This window comes from uncultured Aquitalea sp. (assembly GCF_945957525.1).
Taxonomy (GTDB): Bacteria; Pseudomonadota; Gammaproteobacteria; order Burkholderiales; family Chromobacteriaceae; genus Aquitalea.
Map to the genome: position 1 here is coordinate 23,346 of NZ_CAMFLA010000027.1, position 14,857 is coordinate 38,202.

13 protein-coding genes are annotated in these 14,857 nt (G+C 61.5%); 3 read left to right on the top strand and 10 right to left on the bottom strand.

What is annotated here, in order from left to right; genetic code table 11:
* Positions 1-180: 180 nt before the first annotated feature.
* The 3 genes from Q0P52_RS18280 to Q0P52_RS18290 form a co-directional block, all read right to left on the bottom strand.
* Entirely contained in the window at positions 181-951 is a 771-nt protein-coding gene (locus Q0P52_RS18280) for an amino acid ABC transporter ATP-binding protein (protein ID WP_293765963.1), read from the bottom strand.
* Positions 948-1,628, bottom strand: coding sequence for an amino acid ABC transporter permease (locus Q0P52_RS18285; protein ID WP_293765962.1), 681 nt, complete (start codon positions 1,626-1,628; stop codon positions 948-950). The genes Q0P52_RS18280 and Q0P52_RS18285 overlap by 4 nt, the downstream gene beginning before the upstream one ends.
* Before the next feature lie 121 nt (positions 1,629-1,749).
* Complete coding sequence (locus Q0P52_RS18290; protein WP_293765961.1) at positions 1,750-2,508, bottom strand: amino acid ABC transporter substrate-binding protein; 759 nt, start codon at positions 2,506-2,508, stop codon at positions 1,750-1,752.
* 345 nt (positions 2,509-2,853) lie between these two features.
* Between Q0P52_RS18290 and Q0P52_RS18295 the strand changes: the two genes are divergently transcribed.
* The 3 genes from Q0P52_RS18295 (at position 2,854) to Q0P52_RS18305 (ending at position 7,139) form a co-directional block, all read left to right on the top strand.
* Positions 2,854-3,798 (top strand): TauD/TfdA family dioxygenase, encoded by a 945-nt coding sequence (locus Q0P52_RS18295; protein WP_293765960.1) that lies wholly within the window; start codon positions 2,854-2,856, stop codon positions 3,796-3,798.
* Between the two features lie 181 nt (positions 3,799-3,979).
* A complete protein-coding gene (locus tag Q0P52_RS18300) occupies positions 3,980-4,981 on the top strand; it encodes a sulfate ABC transporter substrate-binding protein (RefSeq protein ID WP_293765959.1) in 1,002 nt (333 codons plus the stop codon).
* Between the two features lie 418 nt (positions 4,982-5,399).
* On the top strand, positions 5,400-7,139 hold the full coding sequence (locus tag Q0P52_RS18305; RefSeq protein ID WP_293765958.1) for a SulP family inorganic anion transporter: 1,740 nt from the start codon (positions 5,400-5,402) through the stop codon (positions 7,137-7,139).
* Between the two features lie 104 nt (positions 7,140-7,243).
* On the opposite strand, the gene Q0P52_RS18310 is transcribed toward Q0P52_RS18305, so the two are convergent.
* From Q0P52_RS18310 to Q0P52_RS18340, 7 genes are all read right to left on the bottom strand, one after another.
* Positions 7,244-8,284: a cytochrome-c peroxidase gene (locus Q0P52_RS18310; protein WP_366062707.1), complete on the bottom strand. Its 1,041-nt coding sequence runs from the start codon at positions 8,282-8,284 to the stop codon at positions 7,244-7,246.
* Positions 8,285-8,719: 435 nt separating this feature from the next.
* Entirely contained in the window at positions 8,720-10,258 is a 1,539-nt protein-coding gene (locus Q0P52_RS18315; RefSeq protein WP_293765956.1) for an FAD-binding domain-containing protein, read from the bottom strand.
* Positions 10,255-11,232 (bottom strand): FAD-dependent oxidoreductase, encoded by a 978-nt coding sequence (locus tag Q0P52_RS18320; RefSeq protein WP_293765955.1) that lies wholly within the window; start codon positions 11,230-11,232, stop codon positions 10,255-10,257. Before Q0P52_RS18320 ends, Q0P52_RS18315 begins: the two co-directional genes overlap by 4 nt.
* A gap of 26 nt (positions 11,233-11,258) precedes the next feature.
* Positions 11,259-11,483, bottom strand: a complete 225-nt coding sequence (locus Q0P52_RS18325; RefSeq protein WP_293813792.1) for a TIGR02450 family Trp-rich protein — start codon at positions 11,481-11,483, stop codon at positions 11,259-11,261.
* Positions 11,484-11,486: 3 nt separating this feature from the next.
* Positions 11,487-12,029 carry a lipocalin family protein gene (locus Q0P52_RS18330; RefSeq protein WP_293765953.1) on the bottom strand — a complete coding sequence of 181 codons (543 nt, stop codon included), beginning with the start codon at positions 12,027-12,029 and terminating at the stop codon, positions 11,487-11,489.
* A 23-nt stretch (positions 12,030-12,052) separates the two neighbouring features.
* Positions 12,053-13,582, bottom strand: a complete 1,530-nt coding sequence (locus Q0P52_RS18335; RefSeq protein ID WP_293765952.1) for a cryptochrome/photolyase family protein — start codon at positions 13,580-13,582, stop codon at positions 12,053-12,055.
* The gene (locus Q0P52_RS18340) at positions 13,579-14,856 is read right to left on the bottom strand and encodes a DASH family cryptochrome (protein ID WP_293765951.1); all 1,278 of its coding nucleotides are present in this window, start codon (positions 14,854-14,856) and stop codon (positions 13,579-13,581) included. Before Q0P52_RS18340 ends, Q0P52_RS18335 begins: the two co-directional genes overlap by 4 nt.
* Position 14,857 lies beyond the last annotated feature (1 nt).

Here is a 14,857-nt window from a genome sequence, read left to right on the forward strand (position 1 = left end):
GATTCTCCTGTTGTTGTCGGGCGAGGCGGGCGGGAGAGCCCGGCCTGCCGTTTGGAGAAACCAGTGTAGAAGCGGCCTGGTTTGGCCGGAATCAATATGATTTCATAACATTATCGATTTAGTGAAAATGACAAGGGCCAGCGAACCAGGCCGACCCTCGCCGCGCAGAGGACAGGGGCGTTATTGTCGCCACCCCTCCGGCAAGCCTTCCTGCAGGGTGGCCACATAGCTGGCGGTGCGCGGGTTGCGCGGCTGCAGGAATAGCTCGCGGCTGTCGCCGTGCTCTACGATGCGGCCATCTTCCAGAAATACCACCGTATCGGCCAAGGTGGCCGCTAGTCGCAAGTCGTGAGTGGCGATCAGCATGGTCATCCTGTTTGCGGCCAGATCGCGCAGTACGGCCACCACCTCGCTGGCCAGCTCCGGGTCCAGCGCCGAGGTGGGCTCATCGCACAGCAGCAGGCTGGGCGATTGGGCCAGCGCGCGGGCGATCGCCACGCGTTGTTGCTGTCCGCCCGACAGCGTTCCCGGCCAGGCATCGGCCTTGTGCGCCAGCCCCACCTGCTGCAGCAGTTCCAGTGCCCGGGCGGCGGCCTGATCCCGTGACCACTTGCGGACTACCAGCAAGCCCTCCATGACGTTTTCCAGCGCGGTGCGATGCGGGAACAACTGGAAATTCTGAAACACCATGCCGGTTTGCAGGCGCAGTGCATGTATATCTTGCCGGCTGGGCGGAGGGCTGTCAGGGCTGAACGTGAGCTTGGCGTCGCCCACCGCCACCGTGCCGGCGGTGGGGGTTTCCAGCAGATTGACGCAACGAAGCAGGGTGCTCTTGCCGCTGCCGGAGGGGCCGATCAGCGCAGTGACCCGTCCTTGGGGCACCGTCAGCGAAACATCGCTCAGCACTTGATGCTGACCGAAGCGCTTGTCGATATGGTTCAGTTGAATCATGGCTGCTCCTTCGGCTCGGACAGATGTTGGCCGAAGCGTTGTTCCAGCTTCTGCTGGCCGGCGGACAATACCGAGCTGAATACCAGATAAATCAATGCCGTTTCCGTATAGAGGATCAATGGCTCATAGGTGACCGAGGCAATGCGCTGCGCGGCCTGGAATATTTCCGGCACGGTCAGCACCGCCGCCAGCGAGGTGTCCTTGATCAGCGAAATGAAGGAGTTGGCCAGCGGCGGCACCGCCACGCGGCTGGCTTGCGGCAGAATGGTGCGACGCATGGCCTGAGCCCATGTCAGGCCGATGGAGTAGGCCGCTTCCCATTGGCCGCGCGGCACCGCCAGCAAGGCGGCGCGGATCACTTCCGAGGTGTAGGCGCCCACGTTCAGGGAAAAACCAAGGACGGCGGCGGGCAGTGGATCGAACACGATGCCGGCCTTCGGCAAACCATAAAAAATCAGGAACAGTTGTACCAGCAAGGGCGTGCCGCGGATCAGCCACACGTAGAAGCGGAAGCCGTCGGCCAGCGCCCTGGGGCCGTAAAGACGGGCCAGCGCAGTAACAAAGCCCAGCGTCAAGCCAAAGGCGAAAGACAGCAAAGTGAGCGGCACGGTGAATACCAGTCCCGCGTATAACAGGGGAGGCAGCGACTCCCACATCAGTTTCAGCCAGTCAGGCATGGCGATTTCTCATTTATCAGGCTGGAGCAAGTGGAAAGCAACTGCCCCGCGGCGCGGGGCAGTATGGGCGAGCTCGCGCCGACAGGGATTGTCGGTGCAACGCAGGTTTTGCCGGCGACGCTTAGCGGGAAACGTCTTCGCCGAAGTACTTGAAAGAAATCTTCTGATAGCTGCCGTCCGCCTTGATATCGGCCAGCGCCTTGTTGATGGCGGCCTGCAACTGCGGGTTGCCCTTGCGGAAAATGATGCCGGAGAAGTCGGCGTCCTTTTCCGTGGCGGCGATCTTCAATTTGGAATTGGGCTGATGCTTCTTGTAGTCGAGGAAGGACAGGCTGTCGTTGATGGTGGCGTCCACGCGGCCGGAGGCCAGCAGTTCCAGCGAATCATTAAAACCTTGTACAGGCACGATTTCCGCGCCGAAAGATTGCGCTAGTTTGCCGAAGTTGCTGGTCAGTGTGTTGGCGGATTTCTTGCCTTTGAGATCGGCGAAGGTCTTGATGGCGGTATTGTCGCCGCGCACGATCAGCGCCGCCTTGGAGGCGATATAGGGGCTGGAGAAATCGTACTTGGCCTTGCGCGCCTCGGTAATGGACACTTCGTTGGCCACCGCGTCATAACGGTTGGCGTCCAGGCCGGCAATCAGGCCATCCCATTTGCCTTCGATGAATTCCGCTTTGACCCCCAGCTTGGCGGCGACGGCCTGGGCGATTTCCACATCGAAGCCCACCAGCTTGCCGCTGGCGTCATGGTAGGTAAACGGCGCGTATGTGCCTTCGGTGCCTACGCGGATAACGCCGGCGGATTTGATTTTGGCGAGATCCTCGGCAGCTGCCAGGGCGGGTATCAGGGCGATCAGCAAAGCAATGGTGGCGCGTTTCATTGTGTACTCCAGGCTGGTTTTGTCGTGATTTTTCAGAGTTGCCAACCGTGTTCGCAAAGGCCTTTTTGCCATGCGAAAAGCGGGTTTTACAGGCGTTTCTGGTCGCTGTTGCGGCGACTTGGGGCGACTATACCAAGCTGTTGTTATTCCCGATAAACAAGAAAAACGGCTTTCTTAATCTGCTTTTGGAATAACAAGACTGTGGGCCTACCAGCCTGGAAAACCGCATAAGCTTTGCAGGAATTGATGGTTCGCTAGGGAAAGGCGCAGGGCTAGTATCCACAATAATTTAGTGGTTATTCGCCGTGCTGCGAAATCCGCCTTACTCTGCCTACAGGAACCGACATGAGCTTCTATCAGGACTACAACGACAAACTGGCCATCGAAAACTGGAATCGTCGCGAGCGCGCCAGTTTCAAGCATTTTGACGCCAGGCCGATTTCTCCCGCGCTGGGCGCGGAGATTCGCGGGCTGGATCTGTCCGCGCCCTTGTCGGACGAGCAGTTTGCCGAAGTGCGCCAGGCATTGTCGGATTACCTGGTGCTGACTTTTCCCGATCAAAAACTGGATCGCGAAGCGCATAAGGCGTTTGGCCGCCGCTTCGGCAAACTGCATCAGCATGTGCTGGGTGACAGCACCGCGCTGACTGCGCGCAGCGGCGACCCGGAAATCCTGGGTTGGCAAACCGGTCGCACCACGCGTTACACCGCCGGCGACGCATGGCACAACGATGTCTCTTGCGATCCGCATCCCATCTGGGCTTCCTTGCTGCGGGTAACGCGCTTGCCGGAAGTCGGCGGCGGGGATACCGCTTTCGCGAATCTCTATCTGGCCTTTGAATCATTGTCCACGCCGTTTCAGCGCTTCCTGGAAGGGCTGAGCGCGGTGCACGACGGACGCGAGGGTTGGAGCAATGGTTATGGGGCGCAGCCCAAGGATGGCCAGATATTCAACGCCGCCGTGCATCCGGTGGTGGCGCGCCACCCGGTGACCGGGCGTAAATTCCTCTTCGTCAACGAGGCGTTTACCTCGCACATCGTCCAGCTGACTCGCGCCGAGAGCGACAAGGTACTGGCGGCCTTGTACCAGCACATTGAAAAACACCAATCCTTCCAGGCGCGCATCCGTTGGCAGACAAACCAACTGTTGCTGTGGGACAACTGGGCCACCCAGCACCACGCCATTTGGGATTACTACCCGTTTGAGCGCTGGGGCGAGCGCGTTTCCGCTTATCTGGAGCATGGACCGGAGGCTGCTGGCGACATCATCGCGCCGGCGCAAGCGGACTGAACTCCGGCGTTGAATGTTGAGCGGCAAACAAACACGCCGCGCGCTCACCGCAGCGTGCGGCGTTTGGCTATTCGGGCTCTGCTGCAGGGCAAACCGAATAAGCTTTGCGCATTTTCTTGGTTGGGTCGCGACGGGGCGACGATTAGATTCGGCTTTTCTACCGTTTGTCTGAGGATGTTTCATGAAACCGATCGCGCGATTGGCGCTTATCGCCGGCGTTTTGCTGGGAAACGCCGGACTGGCTCTGGCTGATGTCACACTGCTGAACGTGTCCTACGACCCCACCCGCGAGTTTTATCAGGATTACAACGCCCAATTTGCCAAATACTGGAAAAGCAAGACCGGCGAGACCGTCACCATCAAGCAATCGCACGGTGGCAGCGGCAAGCAGGCCCGCTCGGTGATAGATGGTCTGGACGCCGATGTGGTGACGCTGGCGCTGGGGCTGGACATTGATGAAATCAGCAACAAAGCGGGGCTGATCGATCCCAAATGGCAGCAACGTTTGCCGAACCACGCCTCGCCGTACTCTTCCACCATTGTGTTTCTGGTGCGCAAGGGCAATCCGAAAGGCATACGCGACTGGGGCGACCTGGCCAAACCTGGTGTGGAAATCGTTACCCCCAATCCGAAAACCGGCGGCGGGGCGCGCTGGAACTATCTGGCGGCCTGGGGTTACGCGCTGAAGCAGCCCGGCGGCAATGAAGCCAAGGCGCAAGATTTCGTCAAGCGGCTGTACGGCAACGTCAAGGTGCTGGATTCCGGCGCGCGCGGTTCGCTGATTACCTTCACCCAGCGCAATATCGGCGATGTGCTGATCTCATGGGAAAACGAAGCTTTTCTGGCCACCAAAGAGCTGGGGCCGGACAAATACGACATCGTGACGCCGTCCGTTTCCATTCTGGCTGAGCCGCCGGTGAGCGTGGTGGACAAGGTGGTGGACCGCAAGGGCACGCGCAAGGTGGCCGAGGCCTATCTGAAAAACCTGTACACGCCCGAGGCGCAGGAGCTGGCCGCCCGCCATTACTACCGCCCGCGCGATCCTAAAGTAGCGGCCCGTTACGCCGACCGTTTCAGCAAGGTGAAGCTGTTTACTGTGGAGCAGCTGTTTGGCGGCTGGGCGCGCGCGCAGAAGACCCACTTTGACGATGGCGGCGTGTTCGACCAGATCCAGCCGCATTGAGCAGAGCCTGGGTCTAAGCAGCACTGCCTCATGTGAAACAGGCAGGCATTGCGAAAAAGCCATCGCTTGTCGGTGGCTTTTCATTTGCCGGCGGAGCTGGCAAAAAACGGCCGGCATATTATCCGGCCTAGAGCAAAGGAGGAAAACAGAAACCGACAGGGTAGGGGGCTGCCTTGTCGGTGGCGCAAGCCACCCTTTTTTTATTGTGCAAGGCTGCCGTCAGGCCCGCCGGCAATCGCCCTGTCAAACCGTTTTCCCGGCGCGGTATTCCTGATTTGGCCGCGAAGGGCTGCGCCGACTGACGCGGCTGGATCAAACAAGACGGGACGGGTGGTTGACCCTGACAGCCGTCATGGCACTATGATTGATAAAGAAACAAGCATCTGCTTGGGTTTGTGATCATCAGAAGGGGGCGGGAGTGATTGCTTTTCTGGAAGCGCAGCGCGCGGGTTTGTTCCGCCGGGACAACTGGGCGGGCAACATCACGGCGGGCATCGTGGTGGGCGTGGTGGCGCTGCCCTTGTCGATGGCTTTCGCCATTGCCTCCGGCGCGCGGCCGGAACAGGGCCTGTACACGGCCATTATCGGCGGACTGTTTGTGTCCCTTTTTGGCGGCAGCCGGCTGCAAATTGCCGGGCCTACCGGCGCCTTTATCGCCATTCTTTCCGGCATCACGCTCAAATACGGCATCAGTGGTTTGCAGCTGGCCACCCTGATGGCGGGCATCATCCTGCTGTGCATGGGCGCGGCCCGGATGGGGGGCGTGATCAAATTCATTCCGGACCCGGTCATTGTCGGCTTCACCGCCGGCATCGGTGTCATCATCTTTGTGGGGCAGTGGAAGGACTTCTTCGGTTTGCCAGCGGTTGGCGGCCTGCACTTCCACGAAAAATTCTGGCATTTGCTGGAGGCGCTGCCACATCTGCACCTGGCCACCACCGCACTGGCTGTTTTCAGCCTGGCGCTGGTGCTGCTGACGCCGCGCATTCCTTATCTGTGCAAGGCGCCCGGCCCGCTGGTGGCCATGCTGGCAGCCACATTGGTGCAATCTCTTTTTCATTTTGACGGCGTCGCCACCATCGGCAGCACCTTTGGCGGCATTCCTGGTGGTTTGCCGAAGCCCGCCTTGCCTAGCGTGAGCATGACGCAGGTCGTGGAGCTGATCGGCCCGGCCTTCGCCATCGCCATGCTGGGGGCGATTGAATCCCTGCTGTCCGCCGTGGTGGCGGACGGTATGGCGGGCACCAAGCATGACTCCAATCAGGAACTGATCGGGCAGGGGCTGGCCAATATCGCCGCGCCGTTGCTGGGCGGCTTCGCCGCCACCGGCGCCATCGCCCGTACCGCCACCAATATCCGCAATGGCGGCACCAGCCCGCTGGCCGGCATCGTGCATGCGGCGGCGCTATTGTGCATCATTTTGTTTCTTGCGCCACTGGCCGCCAATATTCCGCTGGCGGTGTTGTCGGCTATTCTTTTTGTCGTGGCCTACAACATGAGCGAGCTGGGTCACTTTGCGCATATGCTGCGGCGCGCGCCCAGAGCCGATGTGGCCATTTTGCTGATTACCTTTTTCCTGACGGTGTTCACCGATCTGGTGCTGGCTGTGAACATCGGCGTCACCCTGGCCATCCTGCAGTTCATGCGGCGCATGACCGAATCGGTGGAAGTGCAGCAACTGAGCGATCAGGCCTTGAAACTGGAGCTGTTCAGCCAGGGCCTGTTCAGCCTGCCGCCCGGTGTGCTGGTTTATGAAATCGACGGCCCGTTTTTCTTTGGCGCAGTGGAAAACTTTGAACGGGCCTTGCTGCAGACGCATACCGACCCGGACATTCTCATCCTGCGCTTGCGGCGCGTGCCTTTCACCGATATCACCGGCATACAGACGCTGGAAGAAGCCATCGTCAAACTGCAGAAACGCGGCGTGCGCGTGATGTTGTGCGAGGCGAACGAACGAGTGCAAAGCAAGCTGGAAAAAGCCGGCATTCTTGAAAGGTTGGCCGAAGGCGATTACGCCGACGACTTTGCCACCCTGTTGGAGCGTGCGGACGGCATCAGCGGCGGCAAGGAGGAGGGGCACAGGCTGGACGCCAACGCGCGCGGCCTGATTGAAACCAGTCGAGTGTTCTTCCGCAATGAGGACAACAACAAGCACTAGCCCGCGCTGTGGGCAAGGGGCGCTTGTCCTGAGCAGCATTCCGCAGAAAACAGGCCTGCCATGCGGCAGGCCTGTTGCGTTTGCTCATTTGTCTGGGCGGACAATCAGTTGAACGGAGTGGGTTTGGGCGTTTTGTTGCTGGAGGGTGGCAGGATGGGCAGCACGATTTGCGGCTGCTTGCCGGTGAGTGTGTTCAGGAAGGCGACAATATCGCCCACTTCTTGCTGACTGAACTCTCTGCCCAGTTGCAGTTTGCCCATGGTGGCGACAGCGGCTTCCAGCGTGGGCGCGCCGGCATCATGGAAGTAAGGCGCGCGCAAAGCCACGTTGCGCAGCGAGGGCACTTTGAACGTCATGCGGTCAGCGTCCTTGCCTGTCACGCCAATGCGCCCTTGCGCCGGATTGCTGGTTTGATACGGCGCAACCAGGCCCATCTTCTGGAAGGAGTTGCCGCCCACTGCCGGTCCATTGTGACAAGCGACGCAACCGGCGGTCTTGAAGGTTTGATAGCCGCGTACTTCCTGCGCCGACAGTGCTTTCTTGTCGCCCTTCAACCATTGATCGAAACGCGCGTCCGGCGTGACCAGGGTTTCTTCAAAAGCGGCGATGGCGCGGGTAACGTCTTCCATGCTGATACTTTTACTGCCAAACACTTTATCGAACTCATTCACGTACTGCGGGATGGAACGCAATACATCCAGCGCCAGTACGTGATTGGAAGCCATTTCCTTGGGGTTAGCGATCGGGCCGCTGGCCTGCTCTTCCAGAGATTTGGCGCGGCCATCCCAGAATTGGGCCACGTTCATGCTGGAATTCAATACCGATGGCGAGCGTATGGGGCCTTGCTGCCAATGGTCGCCAATTGAGGAGGGCAGATTGTCGCTGCCGCCGGTGGATAAATTGTGACAGGAATTGCAGGAAATAAAGCCGGATTTGGATAGGCGCGGTTCAAAAAACAGTTTTTTGCCCAATTCCACCAGTGCGGGGTTTTTGACAACCGCTTTGGGAATGGGTTGAATGGGCTCGCTTTGAATGGATGGCGCGGCCAGGCTGACGCCGGACGCCAATAAAAGCGGAAGAACAAGGCCAAGTGCTTTCACGAGTTTCATCATAATGTCCCACGGTGGAAAAATGACGGCACCCATGCCTCACGGTGTTTTTATGAATGGATTTGCGCCCGAATAGGGGTTGATTCAACGGGCGCGCATTAATATTGACTGATCGGGCATGGGTTTCATTGCCCTCACAATGATGGTTTTTTAAATGGGCCTATTTGTGACAGGTCAAATAAAAACCCAAAGCTTGCCTCAGTTTCAATTGATTATTGCAATCAATGCAATAGCATAAAGTTATGAACATCTGCGTGAGCGCCAGTTTCTCGCTTCGGCCAGAGGTTTTCAGCGATAGCGTCTACACAATGGGGAAAGGCCAATTCAGGAAAATTGCCTGCCAGGTTTAATGAAATGCCGGCCTGGATTGAACAACCAGCAGGAACTCATCGCCGCAGCAGCCGTTAGGGCAGGCCATGAAAGCCAGTCGCAGTCAGTCGTGGATATCGGCCTGCCGGCGCAGGCAAGGGGCTAGTCATCGGCTAGCGGCAGGCCCAATTGCTGTTGGAATGCCGTCGCGGCGTTGCCTCGCCGTGCTGCCGGGACGGCTTGCCGCGATCCATGGCGATTCACAACAGCGGCTTTGCCGGCCCGAACAGCAGGCTGCTTGCGCAAGCCATGCAGTCTTTGCTTGGCCGCGCGCGTGGCGCTTTCCAGCTCCACCGGCGGCTTGGCCGGCCAGCCTGCCTGGTCCAGCCCGTAGCGTTGGCGAAGCTCATCCGGCATTTTCCAGGGCTCGAACAGCCAGACATCCGGCACTTGTCGCAGCGCCGGCAGCCAGCGCCTAACAAAGCGACCCTGCGGGTCATGGTCCATCGCCTGCTTGACCGGGTTGTAGACACGGGTGGCGTTGATGCCGGTGGTGCCGGACTGCATTTGCAACTGACTCCAGTGAATACCGGGCTCGTAGTCCAGAAAGGCGCGCGCCAGCCACAGACCAACCGGCCGCCAGTGCAGCCACAGGGGATAGGCCGCCACGGAAACCAGCATGGCCCGCATGCGGAAGTTGAGCCAGCCGGTGTGGTTGAGCATGGCCACGCAGGCATCCACCAGCGGCCAGCCGGTGCGTCCCGCCATCAGGGCGGCGAGCTGCGCTTCGTTGTGTTCGTTCTCGCGCAAGCCGTCGTAGCCGCGATGCATATTGCGCCATTCGATCTCCGGCTCGGATTCCAGCTTCTGCATGAAATGGCAATGCCAGTGCAGGCGGCTGATAAAGGCTTGCAGGCCTTTGCGCTGGCGGGTGTTTTCCTTCGGCAAACGCGCCATCTGGCGACGGGTGGCCTGCACGATTTCCCGCAGGCTGAGGCAGCCGGCGGCCAGGTAGGGCGACAGGCGCGAGCAGGCTGTGGGTGCGGAGAGTGGAGAGGAAATGCCGCCACGGTACTGTGCGCTGCGCTGTTCGAGAAAATCCCGCAGCACCGCGATGGCGCGTCGTCGTCCGCCGAGTTGCCGCGCTGGCGGGTTGAAGGGAAACACACCTAGCTCTTCGGCCGTGGGCCAGGTTTGCGAGGGCTGCGGCAAAGGAATGCCGCTCAGTGACGGTGCCGGCAGGCAGGGCTGCGCGACAAAGCTTTCCCAGCGCGCTGCCCAGCCATCGCGATTGGTCAGCCTACGGATGACGCCGGTTTGTGGATATTCGCGCCAGACTACACCGCGCCGCAGGCACCAGCGCGCCACGGCTTTGTCCCGTTCAAAGGTAAAACCGTTGCCGGTTTCTTCATGCGAGTAGAGCGCGGTGAACGGCGCTGCGCGGTGGAGTTGTTCCAGCACGGCAACGGGTTCGCCGATGCGGACCAGCAGCTTGCCGCCGCGATGCGCCAGCGAGTCGGACAGATCTTGCAAGCATTCCAGCATGAAATGGTAGTGCTGGCTGGAGGCGTCGGCTTGCCGCCACAGGTCTGGCTCGATGATGTAGAGACACAGCAGACGCCCATCGATGCTGGCTGCCGTCAATGCGGCATGGTCGTGCAGACGCAGGTCGCGTTTGAACCAGACCACGCCGTAGCTCACTTTGCTGCCCGCTCCATCGCTTGATTGGCCAAGTGCCGGCCGCTGAGCCAGGCGCCTTCCACTTTGCCGCCATGCAGCCAGTCTCCGCACAGGCCAATACCCAGCTCCGAGCTCCAGGCGCTACCGGTGTCGGTGGCATTGCAATCCGCATAGCGCCAGCGATGCGCACTGAAGACGGCGGCGGGAGGGCCGCCGAGTTGGCCGAAGGCCGCCAGCAGAGCGTGCGCCACGGTGTCCGCATCATCTTCAAGATGTTCGGCGCTCCATGCTGCATTGGCTTGCAATACCCAGCATTCGAGCCCGCTGCGACCCGGTTTGCTGTTGTTGCGGGCCAGCCAGCGCAGTGGGCCCGCATTGACGAAGGCAGCATCGAAGCCGAGTGAGGCCGGTGCTGCCGGCTGCGCCATGACCGTCCAGCATGGCAACATGCTGTGGGCTGCGGCCAGCGCGGACAGCGCTGGACAGGCTTCCTTCAGCAGGGCGGCTGCTTGCGGCGAAGGCGTCGCCACCAACACTTGCGCATAGAGGCCCGGCAGCAAGCCGTGCTCCGCGCTGGCCAGTCGCCAGCCACCGGTTTCACGGGTCAAGGCCTTGATGGTGTGGGCGGTGTGAACCTCCAGTCCGGTCGCCAGGGCTTTGGCCGGTGCGGACATGCCCGGCACGCCGACATAGCGCAGCGGGGCGTCATGTGCGGGGACGCGGCTGTCGCCCAGCACAGCAGGGAGGGTCTGCCAGACGGCGATGGCACCGGCGTCCAGCCAGTGCAGCACTTGCCGCTGGAAGTCCGGGTGGCGGGCGGTAAAGTACTGCGCGCCGTGATCGGCCTGCCAGTCCGGGCCGCGACGCGTGCACAGGCGTCCGCCCAGCCCGCGGCTTTTATCGAACACGACGACATGATGGCCGGCGTCGCGCAGGGCGGCGGCACAGGAAAGGCCGGCGATGCCGGCGCCGATAATGGCGATGGATTTGCTCATGGGGTTCCGGTTTTAAAGTGCGAGTATCAATGCCAGCCTTGCCGCCAGCGTTCGGCGTCGGTCAGCGTTTTCCAGGGGATGATGCGGCTGCGTCGGCTATAGACCGCTTCCAACTCCACTTCGGTAATGGGTGCTTGCGGGTCTTCAGGCTGCAACAACCGCACCACCAGAAAGTGTTTTTCCTTGTTTTGCGGCTGCAGCGCGGTCCATTTGCTCAACAGCAGCTTGCGTGGATTGAGTTTGACGCCCATGGCTCAGCCGTCGCTGCGGGTCTGGCCGACGCGAATCAGCTGGTCGGTGTCAAAGCCCAGTTGCCGCGCCTGCATCAACAGCCGGGCCACCACCTCATCCGGCAAGCGTTTTTCCCGCGCCAGAATCCAGAGATAGGAATGGTCGTTGCCCGCCACCATGGACCAGCGGTAATCCGGATCGAGCGCCACGACGTGGTAGCCGCCGTAGAAGGGGCCGAAGAAGGATACTTTCAGCGAGGCGCTGTGCGGGTCGCCGTTGAACAGTGCCTTGCCTTCCGCCTGTTTCCAGCGACCGGTTTCGCCGTCATGACCGCGATTGATGACGCGGACGCTGCCGTCCGCTTGCGGCGTATAACTGGCGCTGACATCGCTCAGGCCACGCTCGAAACTGTGGTCCAGGCGGGCGATTTCATACCACTTGCCGCTGTAGCGCTGCAAATCAAAACCGCTAACCGGTGTGATGCCCGGCGGCGGCAGGGTGGAGCAGGCGGACAGCAGCAAGCCGCAGCCTATGAGCAGGAGACGGGACAATCTGGGCAGACGCATGGTGGTTTCCTTGGTCAAGAGGTTTACAGGGTTTCCAGCCGTTGCAGGATGTTTGCGGCGCTGTCGGCCAGGGCGCTTTGTTCTGCTTCGCTCATCTGCGCCAGCTGTTTGTAGACCAGCCCCAGTCGAGGGTTGCCCTCCAGCAGGTCGCGCTGACGACGGAAGAAGTCCCAATACAGGGCATTGAACGGACAAGCGTCCGCGCCATGACGCGCCTCGCGTCGGTAGCGGCAGTCGCCGCAGTAATCGCTCATGCGGTGCAGGTAGGCATGGCCGGAAACATAAGGCTTGCTGGCCAGCAGGCCGCCATCGGCAAACTGACTCATGCCCAGGGTATTGGGCAGTTCCACCCATTCGAAGGCATCGATGTACACGCCCAGATACCATTCATGCAGCGCCTGCGGCGACAAACCGGCCAGCAGGGAGAAATTGCCGATCACCATCAGCCGCTGGATATGGTGGGCGTAGGCATCGCTCAGTGATTGGCCTATGGCGTGAGCCAGGCAGCGCATGCCGGTGCGGCCATGCCAGAACCAGCCGGGCAGGGGGCGGTGATGCCGGAGCACATTGCTTTGCGCGTAGTCCGGCATGCGCGCCCAGTACACCCCGCGCACGTATTCGCGCCAGCCGAGAATCTGGCGCACAAAGCCTTCCACGGCCGCCAGCGGTGCGCTGCCGGCCCGCCAGGCTTGCTCGGCGGCGGTCACCACCTCGTGCGGCGACAGCATCTTGGTGTTGAGCGCGAAAGAGAGCAGCGAGTGGAACAGTCGCGGCTGCGTGGTGTGCATGGCGTCCTGATAGTCGCCAAACCGGGGCAGCGCCTGCTGGATGAAATCCGCGAGCTGGCTTAGCGCTTCCTCTCGGTTCAAGGGCCAGCGCAGCGCATCGGCGCAAGGTTGGCCGAAGGCGTCGACGCCGGCGGCCTGCAGGGTTTGCCACAGCGCGCGGTGATCGTGACTGGGGCGCATATCGGCCGGTGGCGGCGGGTCGCCTCGCCACGGCTTGCGGTTGTCCTGGTCGAAATTCCATTTGCCGCCCGCCGGCCTGCCGCCGTTCTCCAGCAACACGCCGTGCAGCTTGCGCATCTGCCGGTAGAAGGTTTCCATGCGCCACTGCTGTTTGCCGGCAAACAACTGGCCGGCCTCGTGGCGGCGGGTATAGAAATGCTCACTGTCCACCGCCTTGCAGGGAATGGTCTGTCGCGCCGCCCAGGCGCGCAGCTGCTGATCCAGCCGCCACTCGTCCGGCAGCTGCCAGCAAAACGCGCGGGCTTGATAGTGACGCAGCAGCGCATCCAGATTGTCTTCCAGCGAGCCGCGATTAGATGGGTGATCAATCGCCACATAACGCAGCCGGTGGCCTGCGGCTTTCAGCTTGCCGGCAAAGTCGCGCATGGCCGCCAGCACCGCCAACAGCTTTTGTGCGTGATGCAGCACGTAGCCGGTTTCCTGACGCAGTTCCAGCATCAGGTAAACCACGTCGTCGCGCTGTTCGGCAAACCAGCTGTGCCGCGGGTTGAGCTGGTCGCCCAGTATCAGCCGCAGCTCGGTCATGCAGCGCTCCACAAGGCGCGGTAAGCGCCGTCGGCATCGTATTCGGCAGCCTGCTTGTCCGGGTTGAAGCGTCGGCCGCCGCGCGGGTCGGTACCCAGGCCAGCGATGTAGAGCCAGTTGCCGTGATTGAGGCTGCAATCGTAGTCGATCAACGCGGATTCGAACCAGGCCGCACCGGCTCGCCAATCACATTGCAGATCATGGATCAGATAACTGGCCACGATCTGGCGCATGCGATTGCCCAGATAAGCGGTGGCGGCCAGCTCGCGCATGCCGGCATCCACCAGCGCCTGCCCGGTATCGCCGCGCCGCCAGCGCCGGAAGGCCTCCTCGTCGTGCGGTGGCGGTGCTTTGCCCGGCAGCCCGCCGGCGCGGTACAGCTGTTTGCCGTATTTGAGTTGCAACAGCTTGAAATAGTCTCGCCACAGCAACTCAAACCAGAGCCAGTCACTGCTGGCGCTGGCACCGTGTACGGCTTCGAATGCTCTGAGCTGTTGCAATACCAGGCGTGGCGATAGCGCGCCGCAGGCAAACCAGGGCGACAGCTTGCTGGAATAGTCGATGCCGCTCAGTCCGTTGCGGGTGGTCTTGTAGCTGTGGGGTAGCCCGCGCGCCAGATATTGCGCCAGGTGCGCCATGGCAGCGTCCTCGCCGCCAAGGAAGCCGGTACGGGGAAAGGGGAAACTGGAGCGTGGGTCAGCCTGCTCGGTAGGGCTGTCGAGTCTGGCGCTTGCCATGGCCTCGGCCTGCTCTGGTAGGGGCGGCAGGTTGGGTGTCGGCAGGGGCGGCGCAGGGGTTGCTCCTGCGCGCGCGAGGGTTTGCCGAAAGGTGGTGAACACATCGGGCAGATCCTGTGGCGCCCACGGCAAGGCATCCGGCGCAAACAGTGTTGCTTGCCAATGGCTGCGGACAGCCCAGCCCTGGGCGCGCAAGGCCTGCAGGTCGGCGGCTTCTTCCGGCGTGGCGATGTCTTCGCAGTAGATGGCATCGGCATTGGCGGCGGCCGCCAACGCCGGCAGGGCCTGCGCCATCGAGCCTTGGCGCACGATCAGCCGGCTGCCCTGTCGACGCAGGGCGGCGTCCAATGCAATGGCGGCGCTGGCGCGAAATGCGCTCCGGCGCGTGCCGATGCGGGCAAAGCCCCAGGCGGTGTCGGCCGGCGTTGGCGTCAGCCACACAGGCAGCAGGCGGTCGGCCGACGCGCAGGCCGCCTGCAAGGCCGGGTTGTCATGCAGGCGCAGATCGTCGCGGAAACAGTAGAGCAGGGTGCGCATG